This window comes from Paenibacillus lactis, assembly GCF_017873605.1.
Classification (GTDB): Bacteria; Bacillota; Bacilli; order Paenibacillales; family Paenibacillaceae; genus Paenibacillus_AQ; species Paenibacillus_AQ lactis.
This window is the reverse complement of record NZ_JAGGKI010000006.1, coordinates 177077-197514: the sequence shown is the minus strand read 5'-3', so window position 1 is coordinate 197514 and position 20438 is coordinate 177077. Positions and strand designations below refer to the sequence as shown.

Below are 20438 nucleotides of genomic sequence, written 5' to 3'. Positions count from 1 at the left end.
CACCTCTCCCTCGATTTCTCCTCCGTCTAACCGGCATAAGCTTTCAACGAACGTCGCGACAGCTTTTCTGCAAGCTCACGCTGCATATCATCGTCAAGCATAATCTCCCGGATCGCAAGGACATCCGTACGTTCCACCCACGCCCACAGCGGTTCATCGTAGAAGCTGTTCTGCCGATACCACTGCAGGCAAGCGGATACGAGACGAACGATGTCTTCCTCTTGCTCTGCAACACCGATCAGCTGTCCTTCACGGACAGGATGCTCCGCATGTCCGCCGAGATACACCTCCCAACCTGCGGGGGAAGCTGAGATCCCGATCCCCTGGACCAGAATTCCAATGGGCGACCCTGTCCCATATGACACGCCGGCACTTACCGGATAAGGAAGCGTTACATCTTGCCAGCTGATGCGGAGCCTTTCCCCAATGCGCTGGATGCCAGCCGCGACCGATTCGGAAGCTTCCCCATCGTCAATACGTATCCGCACGCCCTGATAATACGATTGATCTGCATAAAAAACATGGCTTTGTGCCTTCCTAGCCGCTATCCTCTCTTCATCGTTAACAACGCCCGCCATTTCCAGATAGAATCGTATGACCGGGAGGCATATAGTACATCCGCCCGCCTTCTTCCAGCCCAGTTGCGACATGATGTCCGGGATGGTACGGCAGCCTTGATTCACCGCGTCAGTAATGGTTTGCTTCATTGAAGAATGACCATGAACCGTACAATCACATATAGGAGCTTCCGCCGGCATTCCGACTGCTTTCTGTTTCTGCGGCTTATCCTTCGTTTTACTGTTTTTCATATATAGGACAATTCCAACCACCATAGGCCGGCATCCGCCGCAAGAAGCGGATGCTTTGGTATGCGCCTTTACTTCTTCGGCACTTGTTAAATCGTGGTCGGTTATGGCATGAATGATCGCCGCTTTGCTGACACGGTTGCAAGCGCACACCGTTTCATGGTCCGGCAGCGCTTCAGCCGCCGCTTCCGCCGGGCTGGCAGCACGCTCACGCGGGAGTAGCTCTGCTACGGCCGCGCCCCGTTCCACAAATCCCAGCAATGCAGCTCCTTCCGCCGTATCCCCGAACAGAATTGCCCCGGCAATCTTGCCGTTGTGCATGGTTACTTTTTTGTATGTGCCGCAAACGGCATCATAGTTCTGAACAGCGGTTTCTACGCCTTCACCCGAGATTACGCCGGCGGAAAAAACATCTACACCCGATATTTTAAGCTGGGAGGACGGGATCGACCCGTTATAGGGCTCAGTCTCGTGTCCGCAGATGACGCGGGCAAGCACTCTCCCCTGCTCATATAAGGGGGCCACCAGGCCGTAACTTACTCCCCGGTGTTCCGCGCATTCCCCCACGGCAAAAATGTTCGGATCGCTTGTTCTCATGAAGTCATCTACGACAATCGCCCTCCGCGTTAGAATGCCGCTTCTTTGGGCCAGCTCTATGTTCGGCCTGATCCCCACAGCGAGGACGACCACATCCGCATCAAGCCGCGTTCCGTCCATAAACCGAAGCCCCTGCGCCCTTGTTCGGCCGGTAATTCGCGTGGTGTTTTTCGCCAAATAAAATTGCATCCCTTGGCTCTCGAGTTCTCGCTGAAGCATATCCGCAGCGACGCGATCCAGCTGTCGATTCATGATATAGGGTGCGTTATGAACCACTTGGGTCTCCATACCAAGATGAAGCAGCCCGCGAGCTGCTTCCAAGCCTAACAGCCCTCCGCCAATGACAGCCGCTTTTCTATAGGATTTGGACATTTCGGACATTCTCTCGCAATCGTCGATCGTTCGAAAGGATATAACCCCTTCCTTATCCGTCCCTGGGATAGGCGGTATGAATGGAGATGAGCCGGTTGCCAGGATTAATGCATCATACGTTGCGCGTAGGCCGGAGGCTGTCTCGACGAAACGTCGTTTGGCATCGATATGACGAACGGGCTGACCGGCCAACAAGCGGATCCCATGCCGCTCATACCAGGACCAGTCGTTCAGAATAATATCCTGCAGCGCATGTTCACCTTGCAGGACTTTGGATAAGAGGATCCGATTATAGTTTGGAAAGGCCTCGGCTCCGAAGATCGTAATATCAAAGTGCTCCGGAGCAAGCTTTAGGATTTCTTCAACACACTTTATCCCCGCCATGCCATTCCCGACGACTATAAGTTTCTTTCGCTGCATGTTATTCCTCCATTCAAGTCATGTCATCTTCATGTGAGAATAATACAAAAATGCCCTCCCCCTGCACGCAGGGAAAGGGCGTCATTGCCTCAAAACTGGCACAGCATTGTGCCGATCTTCGATTATTATGTTAAATACAGATTAGTTCATGTCGATTATAATGTCAATATATATTACATTTTGAGAGTAGTAAATTTATAAATTTAAATTTTTTTAAACTTTTGTGTTATGTATATTGACACCATTTCCCCCTCCTGTCTATAATGTGAACATCAAATCAGCTGAATAGTTAGACGAAAGACACAATGACGTGTTTTTCGTCATGGGCAATGTGGCCGCGAATCGTTCTGGGAAAGAGCGACTTGCGGCCTTTTTTGCCTGCGGCTGGGGATTTTGCGATTTGGCTTCATGAAGCAAAGAGAACAGAGAAGAACACATTTGGATGAGGAGTGAAAGTCATGGAGAGGAAAGGTTTTTGGCAAAGCGGGCATAAGCCCTCCCTGTTCGGCGCTTTTCTGTATTTCGATATCAGCTTTATGATTTGGGGCATGCTCGGGCCGCTTGCGGTTATCATTGCCGCGGATTATCCGATGGATCCGGTTCAGAAGGCAAATTTGGTTGCGCTGCCCGTTCTGGGCGGCTCGATCCTCAGACTTGTATTAGGCTTCCTGGCTGACCGTCTCGGCCCCAAACTCACCGCTCAGATTGGAATGATTGTCACCCTGATCCCTCTGTTGCTCGGCTGGTTATGGGTAGATTCACTCGATCAATTGTACGTCGTTGCCGTTCTGCTCGGGGTCGCGGGAGCATCGTTTGCCGCAGCGCTCCCTCTCGCTGGTCAGTGGTATCCCAAGGAACATCAAGGCCTGGCGATGGGGATTGCGGGGGCCGGGAACAGCGGTACCGTCCTTGCAACGCTGTTCGCCAATCGTCTAGCCCAGCATTTCGGAAGCTGGGAGATTGTGTTCGGTCTTGCCATCATACCTATTGTGCTGGTATTCATTTACTTCTCGCTGTTTGCCCGCAACAGTCCGAATCGCCCTGCCCCCAAACGGCTGTCCGAATATGGTCATGTCCTTAAACAACGCGATGCTTGGGTATTCTGCGCCCTGTACTGCGTGACCTTTGGCGGCTTTGTCGGGCTCGCCAACTATTTGACGATCTTCTTTAACACTCAGTACGGTCTCTCTGCGGTTCAGGCTGCAGACATTACAACGATCTGCGTCATCGCAGGGAGCTTCTTCCGCCCAGTTGGGGGCTTTCTCGCCGATCGAATCGGCGGCTCCCGCATGCTGATGATTCTCTATGCCGGTGCCGCGATCATGCTGATCGGTGTTTCCTTCCTGCCTCCTCTTTGGGTCGTTGTCACCCTTCTGTTTATCGGCATGATGTGTCTGGGAGCGGGTAACGGTTCCGTATTTCAGCTCGTCCCTCAACGGTTTGCCGGCGAGATCGGCCTGGTTACCGGGATCGTCGGCGCTGCCGGTGGACTTGGAGGCTATGCGCTGCCGCTGATTCTAGGGCGATTGTACCAAGCGACAGGCTCATACGCCACAGGCTTCATCATTTTAAGCTTTATCGCGGCGGCTTCGTTGACGCTTACGATCGTAATGCAGCTGAAATGGCGCCGCAGCTGGCTCCGCAGTGTGCCATCCGGCCCGCAAACCGGATCGGCTAAGGTTTAATCTCGGAATTAGCCATACGTACAGCACATTGAGCAGAACAACTACGTGGAATTGTGTTGTTTTGCTCATTTTTTTATATGGCGGAACGTAGTCATGTTTAGTCCTCCTAAAGACTACCTTCAATTTATTGCTGATTATTAAGAGAACAATCGGACGTATTCAAAGTACAAGCCCAAAATATCAAGGCGATCATGCTAACTAGAACCCCCAGCATGCACACGCCGAACCACCCTGCCCAAGAATAAATCCAGGTTGACGCGATTGCACCCGTTGCACTTCCAAAGGAATAAAAGACCATGTACCCGGCAGTTAACCTGCTCCTTGCTTCCGGACGAACACTTAAAATCATGCTTTGATTGGTAACGTGAATCGCTTACACTGCGAAATCCAACATAAGGATCCCTATGATGAAAAGCCACATGGAATGCAGTAGTAACCCGATTGGGAGCCATGCGAACAATAACAGCAACAACGCGATTCCTGTTGTCCGTTGTACTAATCCCCGATCTGCCAGTCGCCCGGCGCTGCTCGCGGCCAACGCCCCCGCTGCACCTGCGAGTCCAAACAATCCAATTACGCTGTGGCTGAACGAAAGTGGAGGGGAGCTCATCGGCAAAACCATTGAGGACCATAGAATACTAAAGTCCGAAAAAATGAAGAAGGCAAGGAGGCCGCGAATTCTCAATAGGGGGATTTGTACGAATAAATCTTTTATGGAGCGGAGTACTTCCCTGTACGAGTTCTTACTTGGCGGACGTCTTGTATCGGGTGTAACGGTTAGGAACACAAAAGCCAATGAGATCATGATCACTGCCGAGACGATATATACGGAACGCCATCCGTTCATATCCGCTAAGGTGCCCGAGAAGGTACGGGCCAGTAGTATCCCTATTACAATTCCACTAGTAACAACTCCAATCGTGCGGCCACGTCTGTATTGCGGTGCTCGATCAGAGGCAAGAGCAACAAGCACTTGTGCAACTACAGCCTGGAATCCAACCGTCCCCAAGCCGAGGAATAGAAACCAAGGTTTTGAAGCTAATGCGACGATACTTAATGCGATCGATAATAACACGATCATCCCCGTTACAAGCCGACGCGGATTAAACATATCCCCTAACGGCACCAAGAACAATAACCCAAACGCATAACAAATCTGGGTCACGGTTACTACCGTACCGATGATAGATCTATTCATACCAAACTCAGTAGCCATCATATCGAGCAAAGGTTGGGAGAAATAAACCGTTGCTACTGCCGATCCGCAGATGACCGCATAAAGAAAAACCGCCGCGCTCGATAGTTGAGCTTGTGATTCCGTGTAATTCGGACGAAGCTTAGGGGAACTTGACATTAAATCAGCCTCCTTAAATGTACCGTTCGGTATGTTATTTTGAGACCAATTAACTCACAGAAATGGATGAATGTCAACACTTGCTTGATTTAATCAATATTATTCGATAAAATATTATGTACTAAAAGGTATTTAATCAGGAGGGGTTATGGCTAGAATTCGTGAATTTGATGAACAACAGGCTTTAACGGAGGCAATGCATGTGTTTTGGGAAAAGGGATACGAGGCGACTTCACTTACTGACTTAACTTCTCGAATGAAGATTCAGAAACCTAGTTTATATGCTGCATTTGGAGACAAATTATCTTTGTTTGAATCAGCCCTTCGAAAGTATAACGAAATACATGCTAAATCCATTCGCTTGAAGCTTAACGAAAGTACGAGTGTCAAGACTGCCTTCAGGCGCTTGTTTCTGGAAGGGGCGTTCCCTGACGGAACCCTTGAGCAGAATGGCTGCTTCTGCATTAATACGATGGTGGAGCTCGCTCCGCACGATGCGAAGTTTGAAATTTTGACGCGAGAGCATCAACAATATTTAGCGGCGATGTTTGAAGACGCCCTTAAACGAGGGATACGCTCCGGAGAGATCGACGAATCGATCAACGATCGGGCGATAGCCCAGTCCCTTGTGGTAGCTTTCATCGGAATAACGGTATTAAAGAAATCCAATCCTAATCGGGAATGGATCGATAGCTGCATCGACTCAGCGTTATCATTACTCACAGCACCCCCACGTAAAGAACGTGACAGTCTGATTAAATGAAAGGAACCAAGTGTCGATCCGTGTTCCTTGCAGCTTCGGCTTGTCCCCCGACAACCATATTTGTTATGTTATTAGTAGTTCTGCGCTTGATGTTGATTAGGAGTGCATACAAAAATGCCGTACAAGCCACGGCATTTTTGTAGGTTATAGGTTGGGGGAGTTATGAATGCGAAGTAGACAGGAAGCCATTGATTACTGTTTGAGTTTGAGCCATGCGTATGAGGATCAACCATTTCGTGATAAAAATTGGACAGTGATTCGGCATCAAGATAACAATAAAGTTTTTGCTTGGATTTTTGAAAAAGACCATCTTATTTGGATCAATGTAAAATGCGAACCCGGCATGCTCGAGTTCTTACGCCAGGCATACACTGCAGTAGTTCCGGCCTTTCACCTTAATAAAAACCATTGGAATTCTATTATTCTTGACGGCACCGTACCAGAAGAAGAAATTCATGACATGATCAAACAGAGCTATCATTTAACTAAAACATCTTCCCGAGGTTAACCCGGTTCACTTTTCGCTTCCATCCAAATGATAGATGAGCTGCACGACTCCTGAGGAGAACGTTCTTGTATTCACCAGCTTTAAATTCAACCTTTGCTTGATATCCACGAACAACGGTTTTCCTTCTCCCAAAACGACAGGGTGAACCGATAATCTGAATACATCAACCAGCCCTAACTGGATAAAGGTTGTAATGAGGCTTGCTCCTCCATATAACCAGATGTCATTACCCGGCTTATTCTTTATTGCATGTACTTCTTCAAGAATATGATCGTTGATGTAGATTGCTTTATGATCGTTTCCTGATTGTGTCCGGGAAAACACATATTTTTCTTTACTGTGAACGATTGACCAAAGCTCATGATCAGCGTCCGATTGATCCGGATCCGGCGTGAATTGGCCCCACAAATCATAACTTTTTCTTCCATACAATATCGTATCGATTTGATTCAAGAAATCCAAAAACCCCATCTCCGGGTCCATAATGCACCAATCTACTTCCCCATTCTTTCCTTCAATATAACCATCTAAAGTTACGGCTAAATCTAAAATGATTTTACGTTTCATGCTTTGTTTCTCCTTTCGGGATTTACCACTTATTCTAGCCCTTAATGATGTCATCTAATGTCATATAACGTATCCATCGAAAATAAAAAAAGCCGCCGATAAGCGACTTTGCATGAAAAAAGTTTCCTCCGGCGCAAGGCGTGGCTATCCCCAAGTCTGCCACACTTGAGTTTCGAGTAAATGTTTGGCTCTGGCGATCACAGATTCGGGAATCTGACTCACCTCTCCCATTTCATAAAGCACAGACATATGCCACCATGCCCCATCCCATTTCTGGCGGGTGTGTTCACCGTGGGCTGTCACCCATTGCGAAGTGGATTCAAGGAATCGTATAGATTCTTCAATTGCCAAACGAACCGTTTGATTGGTTGCCATCCTGCTATCTCCTTTTGGTATACCGCCGTAAACCTTAACCTTGCGTGGATCTCTTCACTGGGTGGGTGGAGCGGCAATCCGTATATCGAACCCGGGTAACTATCAATTCCTAATTGATATCTCTTATAACGCGGCAAAGCTGCCGAGTCGACCATGGATCCGGCAGCTTTGATTTTTTAATCAGTCAACCACTGAGGAGAACTCACCAGAAGCCTCCATCGGAATGAATAATCTGTCCCGTAATCCATTCAGATTCTTCGCTTGCTAGAAAAACGATTAATTTGGCAGCATCTTTAGGTTCACCGATCCGCCCCATAGGGAATCTCGGTAGCAAGTATTCTTTCAATTCATCGTTCATCCATCCAGTGTCTGTTGGTCCAGGGTCTACTGCATTAACGGTGATATGAAGCGGCGCTAATTCGAGAGCAACGGATTTCGTAAAAGTGGAAATCGCCCCCTTGGTCGAAACATAAGCCAAATTTCCAGGTTGAGGTGATTTGTCCTGACCCGATACCAGGTTAATAATTCGGCCACCGTGTGTGCCTTCAATTCGACGAGCGAACTCAACCGTCAAAAGACACGTTCCTCGAATGTTCACGTTATAATGAGCATCGAGGATATCCGCATTGAGTGATCGAAAATCAACATCAACGGAATGGGTTGCGTTATTTACAAGAATGGACGGCAATCCCAGCTTCTCCTGAACTTCATTAAGCAGTATTTCCGGTGCTTCTATCTGCGATAAATCCAACTCCATGGATTCGCACCTTACGCCCAAGCTGCGGATTTCCTCCATTAGATGTTCTGCCCAGTCCAAATCCTCATTAACAAAATAGTCCATGCCTTGATCATAGGCTGACCAATGAGTGAAAAAGATGTCAGCGCCTTCTCTTGCTAATTCCAGGCATATTGCAGTACCTATGCCCATCTCCCGACTGGCGCCCGTAACAATGGCAATCTTATTCATTAATCGTTTCATACCCCGCATCTCCTCACGGAAACGCCGATTGACGTGCTAATGGAGACGTAGGCTCACCCATTAAAAAAGCGAATACCTAAAAAGGAATTCGCCCGGTGTATTTATAGCACATGAACCCAGCGATCCAATAATGGTTAAACAAAAAATGGGAAATTGACCCTTTAATGAAAAAGGGTTCAACATATCCTTTCCATTCCTTCACCATTACAGGATATCTGCCATTTTTAGTCCATGCTCCTTTCGTACATCTCCATGCTCATACGGTACCATAATTATGAATGATAGTAAATTCGTTATTAATAAAAACGGGACGGATTTTCAGATGTCAGATTGATCTTCCGGTCGGTGAGAAGGGGCCTTGAAATTTTACTTCAACAAAAAAAAGAGCGGGAGGCTCCTCCCGCTCGAACACATAAATCCATCATATGCATATGATACCAGCTCGACCCTTACTCCGTTTCTTACGAAGCCTCCCGGCTTCTGAGCAGGTAGTTGTACATCAGCTGCGCTGCCATGGCCCGATTGGTAACAGACTTCGGTGACAGCTTGCCTCCAATGGTGCCTTGAAGCATTCCGGCATCCAGCATGTAGTCCATCGCTTCCTTCGCATAACTGGATACGTCCTTCGCATCGGTATAGCTTTCGATCTTCTTTCCTCCGCCCGGCAGCTCGCTGCCAACCGATTCCATCATCGCATGGAGCATGACGACCATATCCTGACGCGTGATCGAGTCCCCTGGTCTGAACCGGTTATCTCCCGTTCCATGGACAAATCCCAGCTTCTTCGCTGTAGATAGATACGGCGTATAGTAGCGGCTGCCCGCATCGGCAAAATTACCGTCTTCATCCGTATTCTCCGGATTTATGCCGAAGGCGTTCATCGCCATGACCAGGAAATCGGCCCGGCTGATCTCCTTCTGCGGCAGATACCGTCCTCCTCCCGCCCCCTTAATAATGTCACGGGCAGAAAGGTAATGGACGGCGTCTGCATACCAGCTTCCCGGTTCCACATCCCGATAGGATACCGGCTTATATGCAATCGCATATGTGCCAAGCTTGCCTGTCTCGAACGTCAGAGCACGAAGCTCTTCATCGTAAAATGCGTTCAGGACAGAGGTTATCGCTCCCATCGCATCGACTTCCCACGCGACCAGCTGATCCGTTCGTTCGTCGGTCTTGGCTGCATAGTGGAGCGAGACGGATACTGGGGTAGTACTTCCCGGCCATTCCACCGTCTTGCCATCGATTTGCAGCAGCAACTCAACGACCGGTCTATTAGCGATCCCGGCAAGCTGGTCCGTGGACAACAGGCTTCGATCACCCGCCCGTACCACGATACCCGTGAACTGCCCTGCATCCGGCAGACGGTTCAGCATATCGGAAGCCAGCTTCACGGTTGCCTGCGGCGTAACGATCTCGATCCGTTCCCGCGCGTGATTGCGGTTCAAGTAAGCTGACGGAACCTGGATGACGATTTCGCCGTTGAACGAGCGGGCGCTTTCGTCCAGCTGGATCGTCACGGTCTTGATTCCACGCGCGTTCGCAGAGACGCTCTCGAAGGCACTGCTGAGCTCCGATTCGCTGACGGCTGCTTGAGCCCTCTGGCCGTTTATGGCGATTTGCGCCGTAATCGTTCCCGGTCTGGAAGGCCCAGTGGCCGGTGGTTTTCCACCTGGCTTGCTTTGGCCTGGTTGATTACTGCCGTCGTTATTGCCGTTGTTTCCGTTGTTTCCGTTGTTTCCGTTATTACCGTTATTACCGCCCCCATTGTTGCCGTCGCCGTCATTTCCGCCTCCAGGCGGAGACGTTTTCTTCGAGGTCGTAAAACGATAGATTGGGCTCAGCTGCTTGGCGCCGAATTCATCGGTAATATCCATATACCAGTAATACGTCTTGCCGGCTTCAAGCCCCTTCCATGCGGCTGAGGCAATTTCTCCGGATTTCACGTCTTTTTTCTCGCCAATCAGCTTATTTTTGTACACGTTGACTGCAAAATAATCGGTTGCCACCCGTTTTTGAATGTCCCTGAACGCAAACGGCTCGGTAAAATCCTCGATGGCGTCGTCAAAGAAATTGTAATCGTCCAAGTAAGGCGAGTACGTATCCACGTCCAGCGTACCTGAGACCGGATCGAATTGAAGCAGGCGCAGATAGCCGTTTCCGCCATTCGACCCACCCTGATAATCTGCCAGCATTTCGATCACCTGTCTCGTCGATCCGTCCGGATGCGTCACAGTCTTCACGACCCTATTCGCGGCATGATAATGCCCGCTTAGTACGAGCTGCACGTTTTTGTTCGGTGCAATGACCTGGTCAAACACGCGCTGTGCCATATTTGACAAGGTGCCGTTGCTCTCCAGATAGGCGTGCATGCCCACGATCGCTATGCGGTCCGCATGCTTCTTCAGCGCCTCGTTGGCCCAAGCAATGGTTTCCGGTGTGTCTTCAAGTCCGAAGCCGATGTACAGGAAAATAAAGTCATGGCCTCCAAACGATACGAGGTCGTAATGGTTGCGGTTGTTATCCATTTCGCCGCCATACCACGGATTGTTCTTGTATCGGTCGGCCCCGACATACTTTCCGTAGTAGGAGTAATCCACGCCGTCAATGATGACATCGTGATTACCCGCGAGGACGCCATACGGTACGCCCGCTTCGTCCAGCTTCTTCAGATTGCGGTCGGCTACCGCCCACTGCTTCTCGTCGTCAGCCACGTTCACGATGTCACCTGTATGAATGACATAACTGAACAAGCCCTTTTTATATTCTTCCGCGATCCAATCGCCCAGTTTATCGAAAATATCCGGGTACGATTCCGCGTAATACTGCGTGTCCGTAAACCATAAAATGTTGAACGGCGCGTTCGCGCTCTTCACTTCATCCTGCACCATGGCCTGGATTTTGCCATTTCGCACATAACGCTTAGGATCCACTTCCGCCGTCAGGGCGATGTCGGATTCGGCATCGTCGCCGGTGGCCGACTTCAGCGCTGTCCACTTGCCAGTCTCATAATCCCATGCATACAGCGTCACGATGCGTCCCGGAAGCGTGCGTCCCTCCCAGTGCAGCTCTACCTTATCCTGTTCGGTCCATGCTTCGTCCAGCTGGACTTCGAATCGATGATAAGGGAATCCGGAATCGGTATCCGTGGTGAGGTAATCTCCGTCAGGGTAAGCCATTTTGTCGGCCTCTTCCTTGCCGATCCCCTTCTCGCCGTCTGGCTCCAGAACAAGCGGCGGCTCCCGGTCTGCAACGTTGATATGACCCTCGATTCCGTCAGCGCGGGCAAAATCGTATTTATCCCCCTCCAAAAAGCGCACATCCATCGAGTCTCCGCTTGGATCGCTGAGCCGAGCTCTCAGGCTCGGATTCAAACCAACGTTCTCCGCGAAATCGGCTGGGGAAACTTCGCCCGGAAGAAGAGGCTTCTCCTCTTCAATCATGAAGGTGCGTGTGATCTCCGCCGAATTGCCGGCCCCGTCGAGTACGGTCACTTTCAGAATATGCTCGCCCGGCGCAAGCAACGTGGAAGACGTCTCGTAAGGAAGCGTGATCGTCTCACCATCAAGCTCCGCCGTAACTTCGGCAACTCCGCTTAACTGGTCCGAAGCGACCACATCCAGCTTGAACGCCCCTTTGAGCTGCATTGCTTCGGTCAACAACTGTCCTTCCCCATACGATATTCCTTCAATCTCCGGAGCGGTATTATCCACAGTCACGTCGATGGACTGGAAGACTTGTCCGTTCATCGACATGCTTAGAGGATAAATCCCGTCCTTTATCGTAGCGGTGTCAAGCTCGGCATATCTTGCCGTAAATTTGTCCTGCGGAATCGGGAAGCGGAAGTCGCTGATCATCGGCTTGTTCGGATTGCTGCCGTAATCCGCATCACCGAATCCGTAGTAGGTATCCTCCCGGTAATCCACGGTTGTTTGCCCCAGATTGCCCAGGTAGTTCAGCACCTTATCCGGTTTAACGACCGAACCGTCCGGAAGCACGAGATGAAGATTCATCACTTCGAAATCGTCATGGTTGTTCTTGCCGAATACCTTGTCGTGATCTTTGACTTGATAAGGAGCGTTCTCATTTCCTGTATGCACGGAAACGGTCGAACTGGTTACGAAAAGATCCGGTGTCATATCGAACATCGACCATGCGCCGTCGATATATTTGGGCAAGATTCGTGCGAAAAAGACCGTCTCTCCGCTTGCGTTCAGCGCGCTTGCCGACGCTTGGTAGATCTGATCGATGCCACGGGTCTGCATGCCGAGCTGTACCTTGCCTGGCAGCGCCTTGCGAAGAGGCATCGGATTTCCGTCGAAGTGAACCTCGATATCGTCCTCGGCACGGGAGCCGTATGCGTAGAATGATGCATTCCCGCTAAGCATGCTTCCGTTTGCAATGGATAACCCCGTCTTCGGCAGCTCCGTCCCCGTGCTTTCATCATTAACGGTCAGAAGGCCGCCTCTGGAGTTATATGGAACCCGTGTACGATTGCCGCTGCTGTCGACCGCGTCGATGATATAACGATAGACGCCGGTTTCATTCAGTGTGATCGAGCCTTGGTAGACGTAACGTCCGTTTTCCTGGGACGCAAGCTGCAGCGCATGCTTGTCCGTAAAAGTCGTCGGCTCCTCGGAGGCTGCTCCGATCAATACCTCTGCTGAAGCAAGAGGCTCGTCGCTGGTCACGGTCACAGCATATGCCTGCCCCTTGCCCAAATTATAGGCGGTCTGTTCATGCTGAAGCGTAGGTGCAATCATGTCCACGCCTGTTATAGGCGGCACCTGACCCGGATCAATGCTGCCAGGATTGGCATACATCCGGTTATCCAGTCTTTTCATAGTCGTTCCTGCATCCGGGTAGGCATATCGAACGACTGCGTTACGAACGTCGTTCACCAGCCTGTCCGGGCTGTCGGGCGTGCTCGGGTCGTACCAGGCCTGCACGATGTACGAATTTGCCTGACCCGGTGCTGAAATGGCCAGCCCGCGATGCAGCGAATTCGGAAGATTGAAATCGGAAGCTTTTGAATTATCGTAGAAAATAATGTCGCTATCGTTCAGCGTGCTGTTAAAGTGCAGATTGAAGTCGGCCGTCGTTGTATATCCCTTGCCGTTGGCGATGGCTTCCTTCGCGAACCAGATGACGGCTGAGCTGTAAGGCTCGATTGCGGTATGATCCGGAATCGTCCAGCTCTTCGGTGCCGTCTGATTCGGGTACAGATACCAGAGCGTGTAATCCTTGAGGTCCAATTCCTGATCCGAATGATTGTAGATTTCAACATATTCGTACTGGTTGCCGCTTCCCCATCGGTAATCCCCGGCCGGGTTCGGCAGAATCTCGGTAATGAGGATGCGCGGAACGTCTCCGCCTGCGACGGCACCGGTTAACGCCGTTTCATAATCCCCGGATCTCGAACGTTGAAGCCCATCCGCTGCCTCTATGTAATAATACAGCTTATCGCCGATCAACTGATCGGCCGGAACGACCGCATCGAATTGATCCCCTCCGCGATCCATCATATCGATCATGCTGTATGGGTTATTGACAGCCGTTTTGTAATAAAGCTTAACGTCTAACGCATCGCCGTCTTCGTCATAGACGCTTGCACTTACGGTCAGAGGCTGCGTCGGGTCGGCCGAGGCGACCGGCGTGTGACTGATGTCCGGCATGCGATTGTCAGGCGGCAACAACTGATCCGGATCGATGATACCGGCGGAAGGCGCTGCTTCCCGTGCGTAAGGAATCATTCCTGAACCGCCGGAAGGCGGCTGAAGGTGCACGCTCTTGCCGTCGCCGACATCCTCGGCGGTATAGTAGAAGCTGCTGATTACGGCGGCGTCATCGCCTTTACGGGTTATGTATAAACCGCGGTCCGTGTTGTTGAGGCCATCCTGTCCCCGAAGCTTGAATACCGGTACATGGTCGGGAACCGAATGATACTGCCGGAAATCGGATTCCGTCAGGGCGGCGGCAGCCCCGGTTATGGACGAGCTGGTTCGTTCCACCCATAGCACGGCTGGGCTGTCCGCCGGGATGACCACTCCATCCGGATTGCCGTAAACCGTGTCCGTTACCGTCAGCGTCTTCACGCCCGTATTGTAGTCGTAACGAATGTTGAACTCATCGTTGAACGAGAGCGGTGCCCCCGAATGATTGTAAAGCTCAACATATTCGAACAGATCGGCCCCGCCTGCGCCCTCGATCGTTTGCTGATTCGACCGGTCATCGGGATAAATTTCCGAGATGAACACGGGCATCGCTCCCGAAGGGGCTGCATAAGCGGGGGTGTTTGCAAGCGCAAACTCAAAAAAGCTGCTGCCGATCAGTATGCCGGATAATAATCCGGCGATCCATTTTCGCTTCATGTGCTCCTCCTTCATGCTTTTTATCTCTAAAAGCCTAAAGCATGAAGGTTAAGTGAATATCAAACGAAATCGAGTATTTCGTAAACGTAAGACAAGTCGTTCGTCTGTGTGTTGGAACGTCTGAATGTTCTTATGCCGGCAGGGCACACTACAGAAGGAGGTGCATATGATGAGGAAGTTATTGATACTGCTCTTGGTATTTCCTTTGGTTTTTGGATGTTCCACGGCCGAAGTTTTCGGCGAACCCAATGTAAATCATAGCCAAGAGGAACAGGATGATACGATACATTCCTATAGACGCGGCGGATTTCGCTCGCCCAGACGAAGCTATAATCCGGGAATCGGTACCCCTGGGCGTACGACGCGGAGACCGGACCAAAACGTTCGCAATCCGGGCCAACCGAGAACAACGCCAACGCCGCGAACGGGGTTCGGCGGTTTTTTCGGCGGTTTATTCGGGGGATTGGCACTAGGGACAATATTGGGATCATTGGTCAATCCGTTTGCCGGTTTTTCGCTTGGGTTTCCTTTGCTGTCACTACTTAGCATTGGGCTATGGATCATCATTATTTATGCGATCATTAGATTGTTTCGTAGGCGGAAGCAATATTAATCGGAACCCACTGTATGATTTAACAGTGGGTTTTACATTTCAATGGGACCACTCGTTTCGGTGGGAGCTTTCGCGCTCGTATGCGCACCCGCATTGAAGTATGGTTAATCCGGTTCTGCGGAACACGCGCTTAACGCCGAGCAGAATCTTCATCTGTTCCGGCGACCGAATCGAAAACACCGTCCTCCGGAACGTTCGTGAGCTTTAGCTGCCGCTTGATCTGATTATTCATACTCTCATACCAGGACTCAAAGGAGTCATCCAGCTGCTCCTCTCGATTACGATCCTCATTCACATCCGAATCGACTTCGATGTCATTACCCAATACCCCGTAGTCATCTTTGGGATGACTCATCATTCTCCTTCAGCTCCTTCTTCTACGGATTGAAATATTCTCTCCTGTACAACCCAATGTTATGCTACGGCTTTTACCAAGAATGATTAAGGTATGTGTCTATGACCTGCTGTTCGGTCCATAACGAACGCTGCAATTTCAAAAATCGATAGTTGTGAAAAGTATCACTCTACCAGAACATTACGTCTAAATAAATAGAGTCCGCTCATCAAACATCAGCCTGCAGATTAGATGGAATAATCAGAAATCACTCTTTGTTAACTAGGTCCTTCACCCCGGTTCAATCACAGACCATTTTCCTAAAAATTTGATTGCAAGATGTGAACCTCGGCATATATGATAAGATCACGAATCTCATACCGATTCCATTATTCGGCATTGATTTTATCATTTCAAGAGGGGGATTTTATCTGAAACGTAAACTCATCGTCAAAGTAATGACCACGGCTGCGCTGCTGAGCGCATGCACGTATCCCGTCCACGGGGCTTCCATTTCGCTGAACGATATTAATCAATCCTATGCCAAGGATGCGATTCTGGGATTAGTGGAACAAGGTATTATCAATGGAAAGGGCAACGGCAAGTTCGATCCGACCGGCAAAATCGAGCGCCAGGACTTTGCCATCATCCTGGCGAAGGCATTAAAGCTTGATATTCACTCCAACCCTGAGAAACCGACATTCAAAGACGTTCCGGAGGATCACTACGCTTACGCATTCGTTGAGGCTGCCGTCAAAGCCGGCTTGATTAAAGGCGTAGGCAACGAGATGCTTGGCGTGGGACAGAACCTATCCCGGCAAGATATGGCGGTGTTTTTGGTAAGAGCCTTAAGCGTCGTTGGTATTGGAAAGGATGAAATTGGAGACATTGATAGTAGATTGAAATTCTCCGATGCGGCAAGCATTGCCGACTATGCCAAGTATCACGTTGCAGCGGCCGTGGAGCTTGGGCTCATGAAAGGCATTAACGACAAGATGTTTAATCCAACAGGTCAGGCGGACAGGCAATCGGTCGCATTAGCAGCCAACCGATTCCTGAAAGTGAAAGAAGAGCTCGAGACTCCATCTGAAACGCCAGTTCCAACGCCTAAGCCTGGTGAGGAAACGCCTACTCCTGCCGAGAAGCCGACACAGAATCCAACGCCACCCACCGGGGGCAGCGGCGGTGGATCAACCGCGCCAAGCGACCCGAATCCGGGCGGCAACCCAAGCACGCCGGACACTACGGCTCCAATGGTAAGACTATTGTCTGCCGAATCCGTCGTCGTAGGGGATAACGTAGCGGTTACTAGCAGCGAAACCGGTATCGTTTACTTCGTTCCATATTCATTGAACGCCTCCACGAAAGCCCAGCTTGAATCCTTTGTCGCCGACAAGCTTGCCAACAAAACCATCGTGGCCGCTGCTCAAACCGAAACACAGATTGCAACCTTAAATCTGTCACCGGGCGATTACAAAGTGTATGCGGTCGATGCTGCCGGCAATGTGTCTGCGCCTTCCAATAAGATTATCCTTTCCGCACCACTGATGAAGCAGCCAACTCTGCATTTTTTCGATGGTCGCTCACTCGCGATCGCTTACGAAGAGACACTTAACCCCCTCTTCGTACCAAATGTCAATGAAATATCCGTATACACCAAGGATGGAGAGCTGCGATTGCCGCAGGAAATTAAACGGGTTGAGATTACGGGGCAATATATTCTCGTTACTTTTGCCGAGCCGCAGCCTATGGCCAGACCGTTGGAAGTCGTGTATGCTCCGTTATCAGCCTCCACCGCCGTCCGCAGCGCCGATGGAAAGCTCTCACCAGCCTTCGGGCCGACCGCGGTTCAGTATTTGCCGGACAACGTAAGGAGTCTTCTTGAGCAGCTGATTTCATCAGCCGAGACGCTCCGTGATAACTCAACCCCGGGGAATACGGCTGGTACTTACCCGCCGTTCGCGTTCGATCAATTGAATCAGGCGATCCTAAATGCTTACTCCGCTGCGGACAACCCAAATTCAACCGTGGAAAGTTTGACCAGCGCATATAACCACCTGTACCAACAAATCGAAGCGTTTAAGAGAAGTCGTTTAAAGCCCCTCAAAATCTCCCTGACTGAGGAAAATGCATCGTTCGTGTTAAACAGCAACAGGTTGAGCGTGAACGGCATGTCAGCACGAATTAAAGATTCCTCACTAGAGGAAGACCGATACGATATAAGGAATATTGGAAACCTAATTAAGGTAACGAGAGACGATGCTTTCACAGAACTGGAAATCCATTTTAATCCTGTCGCTTACGGGTTCGAGATTCAGTCAGAAGGCGAAACGATTGGACATATCGAGATCGAGACTTCGGATCCATCGCTCATCCAGTTGACTGGCGGTGACCAGGGTATCCAGGTAGCGCCAGTTCCGAATGTGAATCAAGACCGCCCGGTCTCCCTCATCTTTAAGGTATTCGAGAAGGATGCCGAAGCGGGTAAGATCGAATTGCCTATCCGATTTGATTCCGAGCCCCCGACAGTTACGGGGGTAACCTACGACAGCGCTCAAGGACTCTTCTTATTCCAATCCGCTGAACCGGTATATTCCTATCCTCAGACCATTCCACTGAGGGCTCAGGTCGATTACTCCAGTAACGGCGATTTCGGCCAAAATTCCATCGATATCTTCCCGTTAGTGGACAGAGAAGACTTCGAGGCAGGAATCACGCAGGATAAACGCGCCGTCATGATTCAGCTTACCCCCAAAGGGCTTTCCAAGCTGGCCGGTGAGCTTCCTGGCGGAAAGTTCAGAATCACGATATACGGCATGAGTGATTTCGCAATGAATTGGCAGCAGGAGCTTCATATTATTGACGCACCGAAAACGCAATGAGGAATAAGTCGACAACGTCAATAGAACCACCCGATTAACGGGTGGTTCTATTTGCGCAAGCCTGCTTGCTTTTTGTATTGAATAATAAAATGCCGCATGCAGCCTCTTGCTCCATAGCACGCATAAAGCGCTCCCTCATTTGGTCCAGACGAACTGTTCGCCGTAATCTCTTCCCCAATCGTACATCAATTTCAGGATAGGCATTAAGCTCTCCCCGTAAGGCGTAAGCGAATATTCGACTCGGGGCGGAACCTCGGGGTAAACGACACGTTGGACCAGCCGGTCCTCCTCCAATTCACGGAGCTGATTGGTCAGCATTTTCTCCGTGATGTGGGGTATCATACGGTTCAGCTCACCGAAGCGTTTAACGCCCTCCAAGCCAAGATGCCAAAGGATGATCAGCTTCCATTTGCCTCCGATGACCGCCAGGGTTAACTCCTTATGGCAGTTAATTTCTTTGAGATTTATTCGCTTCTTGACTTCATTTGCCATAATTATCACCCCTTCTTTCCTACTAGTATACAACGGTCACGGAGATCCCATCAAAGTGGAGTACATAGCGCAGGGACGTGTCCTACTCCAGATTGGCATGCAGGCTGAACATCTGGTCGGATTGGAGCTCGCTTACCTCCATCAATCTTAAGATGATGGAATCCAGCACAATCAACATTGTCTGCTCAAATAGAGAGGCCATCGGCTGGACGGTCACGAGCGCATCTTGGTGCTGTTCCTTGGTGCTTCCCGGCAGCTGAACGATCGTATCGGAAAGCTGCCCGATGCGAGATTCGGGTTGGATCGTTAGGGCGGCTACGTCAGAGCCGATATGCTTGGCCTTCTGGGCCATCGCAACTAGACTCTGCGTTTCTCCTGAACCTGAACCGATAACAAGCAAGTCGCCTGACCCGATCGCTGGTGTTACTGTGTCGCCCACAACGTGAACGTTATATCCCATCTGCATTAGCCGCATGGCAAAGGTTCGCATCACCAGGCCGGATCTGCCCCCACCCGCTACAAAGATGGCATCGGCATGCAGGATTCGTTCAATTAGTGCTTCAACCTGAACGGCTTCGACCTTCTGTACAGCTTCGGATAGCTCTTTGACGATTAGAACGGCCTGCCTAAAGATTGGCTTGCCCATCTGGTTAGGCATGTTTTACCAGTTGATTCATTTTAGCGGCCACGCTCTTCTTATCGGATTGACCCGTGATTCCACCGCCAACGATGACAAGATCCGGCTTCGCTTGAATGGCTTCAGGAAGAGTCTCCAGCTTGATTCCTCCCGCAACGGCGGTTTTGGCATGTTTAACGACACGCTTGATCGCAGCCAATTCCTCGAAGGAATTCTTGCCTTCCGCCTGGTGGTCATAACCCGAATGGACGCAAATATAATCCACGCCTAAGGCATCAAGCTCCTGTGCCCTGCCCTCAATGTCTTTTACATTAATCATATCGACCATGACTTGCTTGCCTTGCTTCCGGGCTTCGGCCACAGCGCCTTTGATCGTGGAATCGTCGGATACCCCCAGCACCGTTATAATATCCGCACCGGCTTCGGATGCTTTCATCACTTCATACCCGCCGGCATCCATAATTTTAAGGTCGGCAAGCACTCGCAAATGCGGGAAAGCCTCCTTGATCGCTTTCACGGCATGCAGCCCTTCGTTAATGACGACCGGCGTGCCGATTTCCACGATATCAATATGCTCGGCTACCTCGGCCACCACTTGTTTCGCTTCCGGAATGTTCACTAAATCCAATGCCAATTGAAGCTCCATATCGTTAATCTCTCCTTATGAACGTATTGGTTATTGC

13 protein-coding genes and 1 pseudogene are annotated in these 20438 nt (G+C 50.3%); 4 read left to right on the top strand and 10 right to left on the bottom strand.

Annotated elements, in window-relative coordinates; translation table 11 throughout:
• Positions 1-26: 26 nt before the first annotated feature.
• Positions 27-2195, bottom strand: a complete 2169-nt coding sequence (nirB, locus tag J2Z18_RS13770) for a nitrite reductase large subunit NirB (RefSeq protein ID WP_007128179.1) — start codon at positions 2193-2195, stop codon at positions 27-29.
• A 458-nt stretch (positions 2196-2653) separates the two neighbouring features.
• On the opposite strand from nirB, the gene J2Z18_RS13765 reads away from it, so the two are divergent.
• A complete protein-coding gene (locus tag J2Z18_RS13765; protein ID WP_007128180.1) occupies positions 2654-3880 on the top strand; it encodes a nitrate/nitrite transporter in 1227 nt (408 codons plus the stop codon).
• A gap of 124 nt (positions 3881-4004) precedes the next feature.
• Here J2Z18_RS13765 and J2Z18_RS13760 read toward each other — a convergent pair.
• A pseudogene (locus tag J2Z18_RS13760) lies at positions 4005-5234 on the bottom strand (MFS transporter).
• A 148-nt stretch (positions 5235-5382) separates the two neighbouring features.
• Here J2Z18_RS13760 and J2Z18_RS13755 point away from each other — a divergent pair.
• Together J2Z18_RS13755 and J2Z18_RS13750 are read left to right on the top strand one after the other, a co-directional pair.
• The gene (locus J2Z18_RS13755; protein WP_007128182.1) at positions 5383-5997 is read left to right on the top strand and encodes a TetR/AcrR family transcriptional regulator; all 615 of its coding nucleotides are present in this window, start codon (positions 5383-5385) and stop codon (positions 5995-5997) included.
• Positions 5998-6163: 166 nt separating this feature from the next.
• The gene (locus J2Z18_RS13750; RefSeq protein ID WP_007128183.1) at positions 6164-6505 is read left to right on the top strand and encodes an MmcQ/YjbR family DNA-binding protein; all 342 of its coding nucleotides are present in this window, start codon (positions 6164-6166) and stop codon (positions 6503-6505) included.
• A gap of 6 nt (positions 6506-6511) precedes the next feature.
• On the opposite strand, the gene J2Z18_RS13745 is transcribed toward J2Z18_RS13750, so the two are convergent.
• The 5 genes from J2Z18_RS13745 to J2Z18_RS13725 form a co-directional block, all read right to left on the bottom strand.
• On the bottom strand, positions 6512-7072 hold the full coding sequence (locus tag J2Z18_RS13745) for a dihydrofolate reductase family protein (protein ID WP_007128184.1): 561 nt from the start codon (positions 7070-7072) through the stop codon (positions 6512-6514).
• Positions 7073-7216: 144 nt separating this feature from the next.
• Positions 7217-7447: a hypothetical protein gene (locus J2Z18_RS13740; protein WP_007128185.1), complete on the bottom strand. Its 231-nt coding sequence runs from the start codon at positions 7445-7447 to the stop codon at positions 7217-7219.
• A 202-nt stretch (positions 7448-7649) separates the two neighbouring features.
• Positions 7650-8426: an SDR family oxidoreductase gene (locus tag J2Z18_RS13735; RefSeq protein ID WP_007128186.1), complete on the bottom strand. Its 777-nt coding sequence runs from the start codon at positions 8424-8426 to the stop codon at positions 7650-7652.
• A gap of 461 nt (positions 8427-8887) precedes the next feature.
• Complete coding sequence (locus J2Z18_RS13730) at positions 8888-14797, bottom strand: S-layer homology domain-containing protein (protein WP_210094824.1); 5910 nt, start codon at positions 14795-14797, stop codon at positions 8888-8890.
• A gap of 743 nt (positions 14798-15540) precedes the next feature.
• Entirely contained in the window at positions 15541-15768 is a 228-nt protein-coding gene (locus tag J2Z18_RS13725; RefSeq protein ID WP_007128189.1) for a hypothetical protein, read from the bottom strand.
• A gap of 317 nt (positions 15769-16085) precedes the next feature.
• On the opposite strand from J2Z18_RS13725, the gene J2Z18_RS13720 reads away from it, so the two are divergent.
• Positions 16086-18626 carry an S-layer homology domain-containing protein gene (locus J2Z18_RS13720; protein ID WP_007128190.1) on the top strand — a complete coding sequence of 847 codons (2541 nt, stop codon included), beginning with the start codon at positions 16086-16088 and terminating at the stop codon, positions 18624-18626.
• A 135-nt stretch (positions 18627-18761) separates the two neighbouring features.
• Here J2Z18_RS13720 and J2Z18_RS13715 read toward each other — a convergent pair whose 3' ends face one another.
• From J2Z18_RS13715 to hxlA, 3 genes are all read right to left on the bottom strand, one after another.
• The gene (locus J2Z18_RS13715; protein WP_007128191.1) at positions 18762-19118 is read right to left on the bottom strand and encodes a winged helix-turn-helix transcriptional regulator; all 357 of its coding nucleotides are present in this window, start codon (positions 19116-19118) and stop codon (positions 18762-18764) included.
• An 82-nt stretch (positions 19119-19200) separates the two neighbouring features.
• A complete protein-coding gene (gene hxlB, locus J2Z18_RS13710; RefSeq protein ID WP_007128192.1) occupies positions 19201-19776 on the bottom strand; it encodes a 6-phospho-3-hexuloisomerase in 576 nt (191 codons plus the stop codon).
• The gene (gene hxlA / locus J2Z18_RS13705; protein ID WP_007128193.1) at positions 19769-20401 is read right to left on the bottom strand and encodes a 3-hexulose-6-phosphate synthase; all 633 of its coding nucleotides are present in this window, start codon (positions 20399-20401) and stop codon (positions 19769-19771) included. The genes hxlB and hxlA overlap by 8 nt, the downstream gene beginning before the upstream one ends.
• Positions 20402-20438: the final 37 nt, after the last annotated feature.

Bases quoted from the DNA above. Each gene is read 5' to 3' on its own strand.
- nirB (WP_007128179.1), bottom strand. From the start codon at position 2,195: ATGCAGCGAAAGAAACTTATAGTCGTCGGGAATGGCATGGCGGGGATA.
- J2Z18_RS13765 (WP_007128180.1), top strand. From the start codon at position 2,654: ATGGAGAGGAAAGGTTTTTGGCAAAGCGGGCATAAGCCCTCCCTGTTC.
- J2Z18_RS13755 (WP_007128182.1), top strand. From the start codon at position 5,383: ATGGCTAGAATTCGTGAATTTGATGAACAACAGGCTTTAACGGAGGCA.
- J2Z18_RS13750 (WP_007128183.1), top strand. From the start codon at position 6,164: ATGCGAAGTAGACAGGAAGCCATTGATTACTGTTTGAGTTTGAGCCAT.
- J2Z18_RS13745 (WP_007128184.1), bottom strand. From the start codon at position 7,072: ATGAAACGTAAAATCATTTTAGATTTAGCCGTAACTTTAGATGGTTAT.
- J2Z18_RS13740 (WP_007128185.1), bottom strand. From the start codon at position 7,447: ATGGCAACCAATCAAACGGTTCGTTTGGCAATTGAAGAATCTATACGA.
- J2Z18_RS13735 (WP_007128186.1), bottom strand. From the start codon at position 8,426: ATGAAACGATTAATGAATAAGATTGCCATTGTTACGGGCGCCAGTCGG.
- J2Z18_RS13730 (WP_210094824.1), bottom strand. From the start codon at position 14,797: ATGAAGCGAAAATGGATCGCCGGATTATTATCCGGCATACTGATCGGC.
- J2Z18_RS13725 (WP_007128189.1), bottom strand. From the start codon at position 15,768: ATGATGAGTCATCCCAAAGATGACTACGGGGTATTGGGTAATGACATC.
- J2Z18_RS13715 (WP_007128191.1), bottom strand. From the start codon at position 19,118: ATGGCAAATGAAGTCAAGAAGCGAATAAATCTCAAAGAAATTAACTGC.
- hxlB (WP_007128192.1), bottom strand. From the start codon at position 19,776: ATGCCTAACCAGATGGGCAAGCCAATCTTTAGGCAGGCCGTTCTAATC.
- hxlA (WP_007128193.1), bottom strand. From the start codon at position 20,401: ATGGAGCTTCAATTGGCATTGGATTTAGTGAACATTCCGGAAGCGAAA.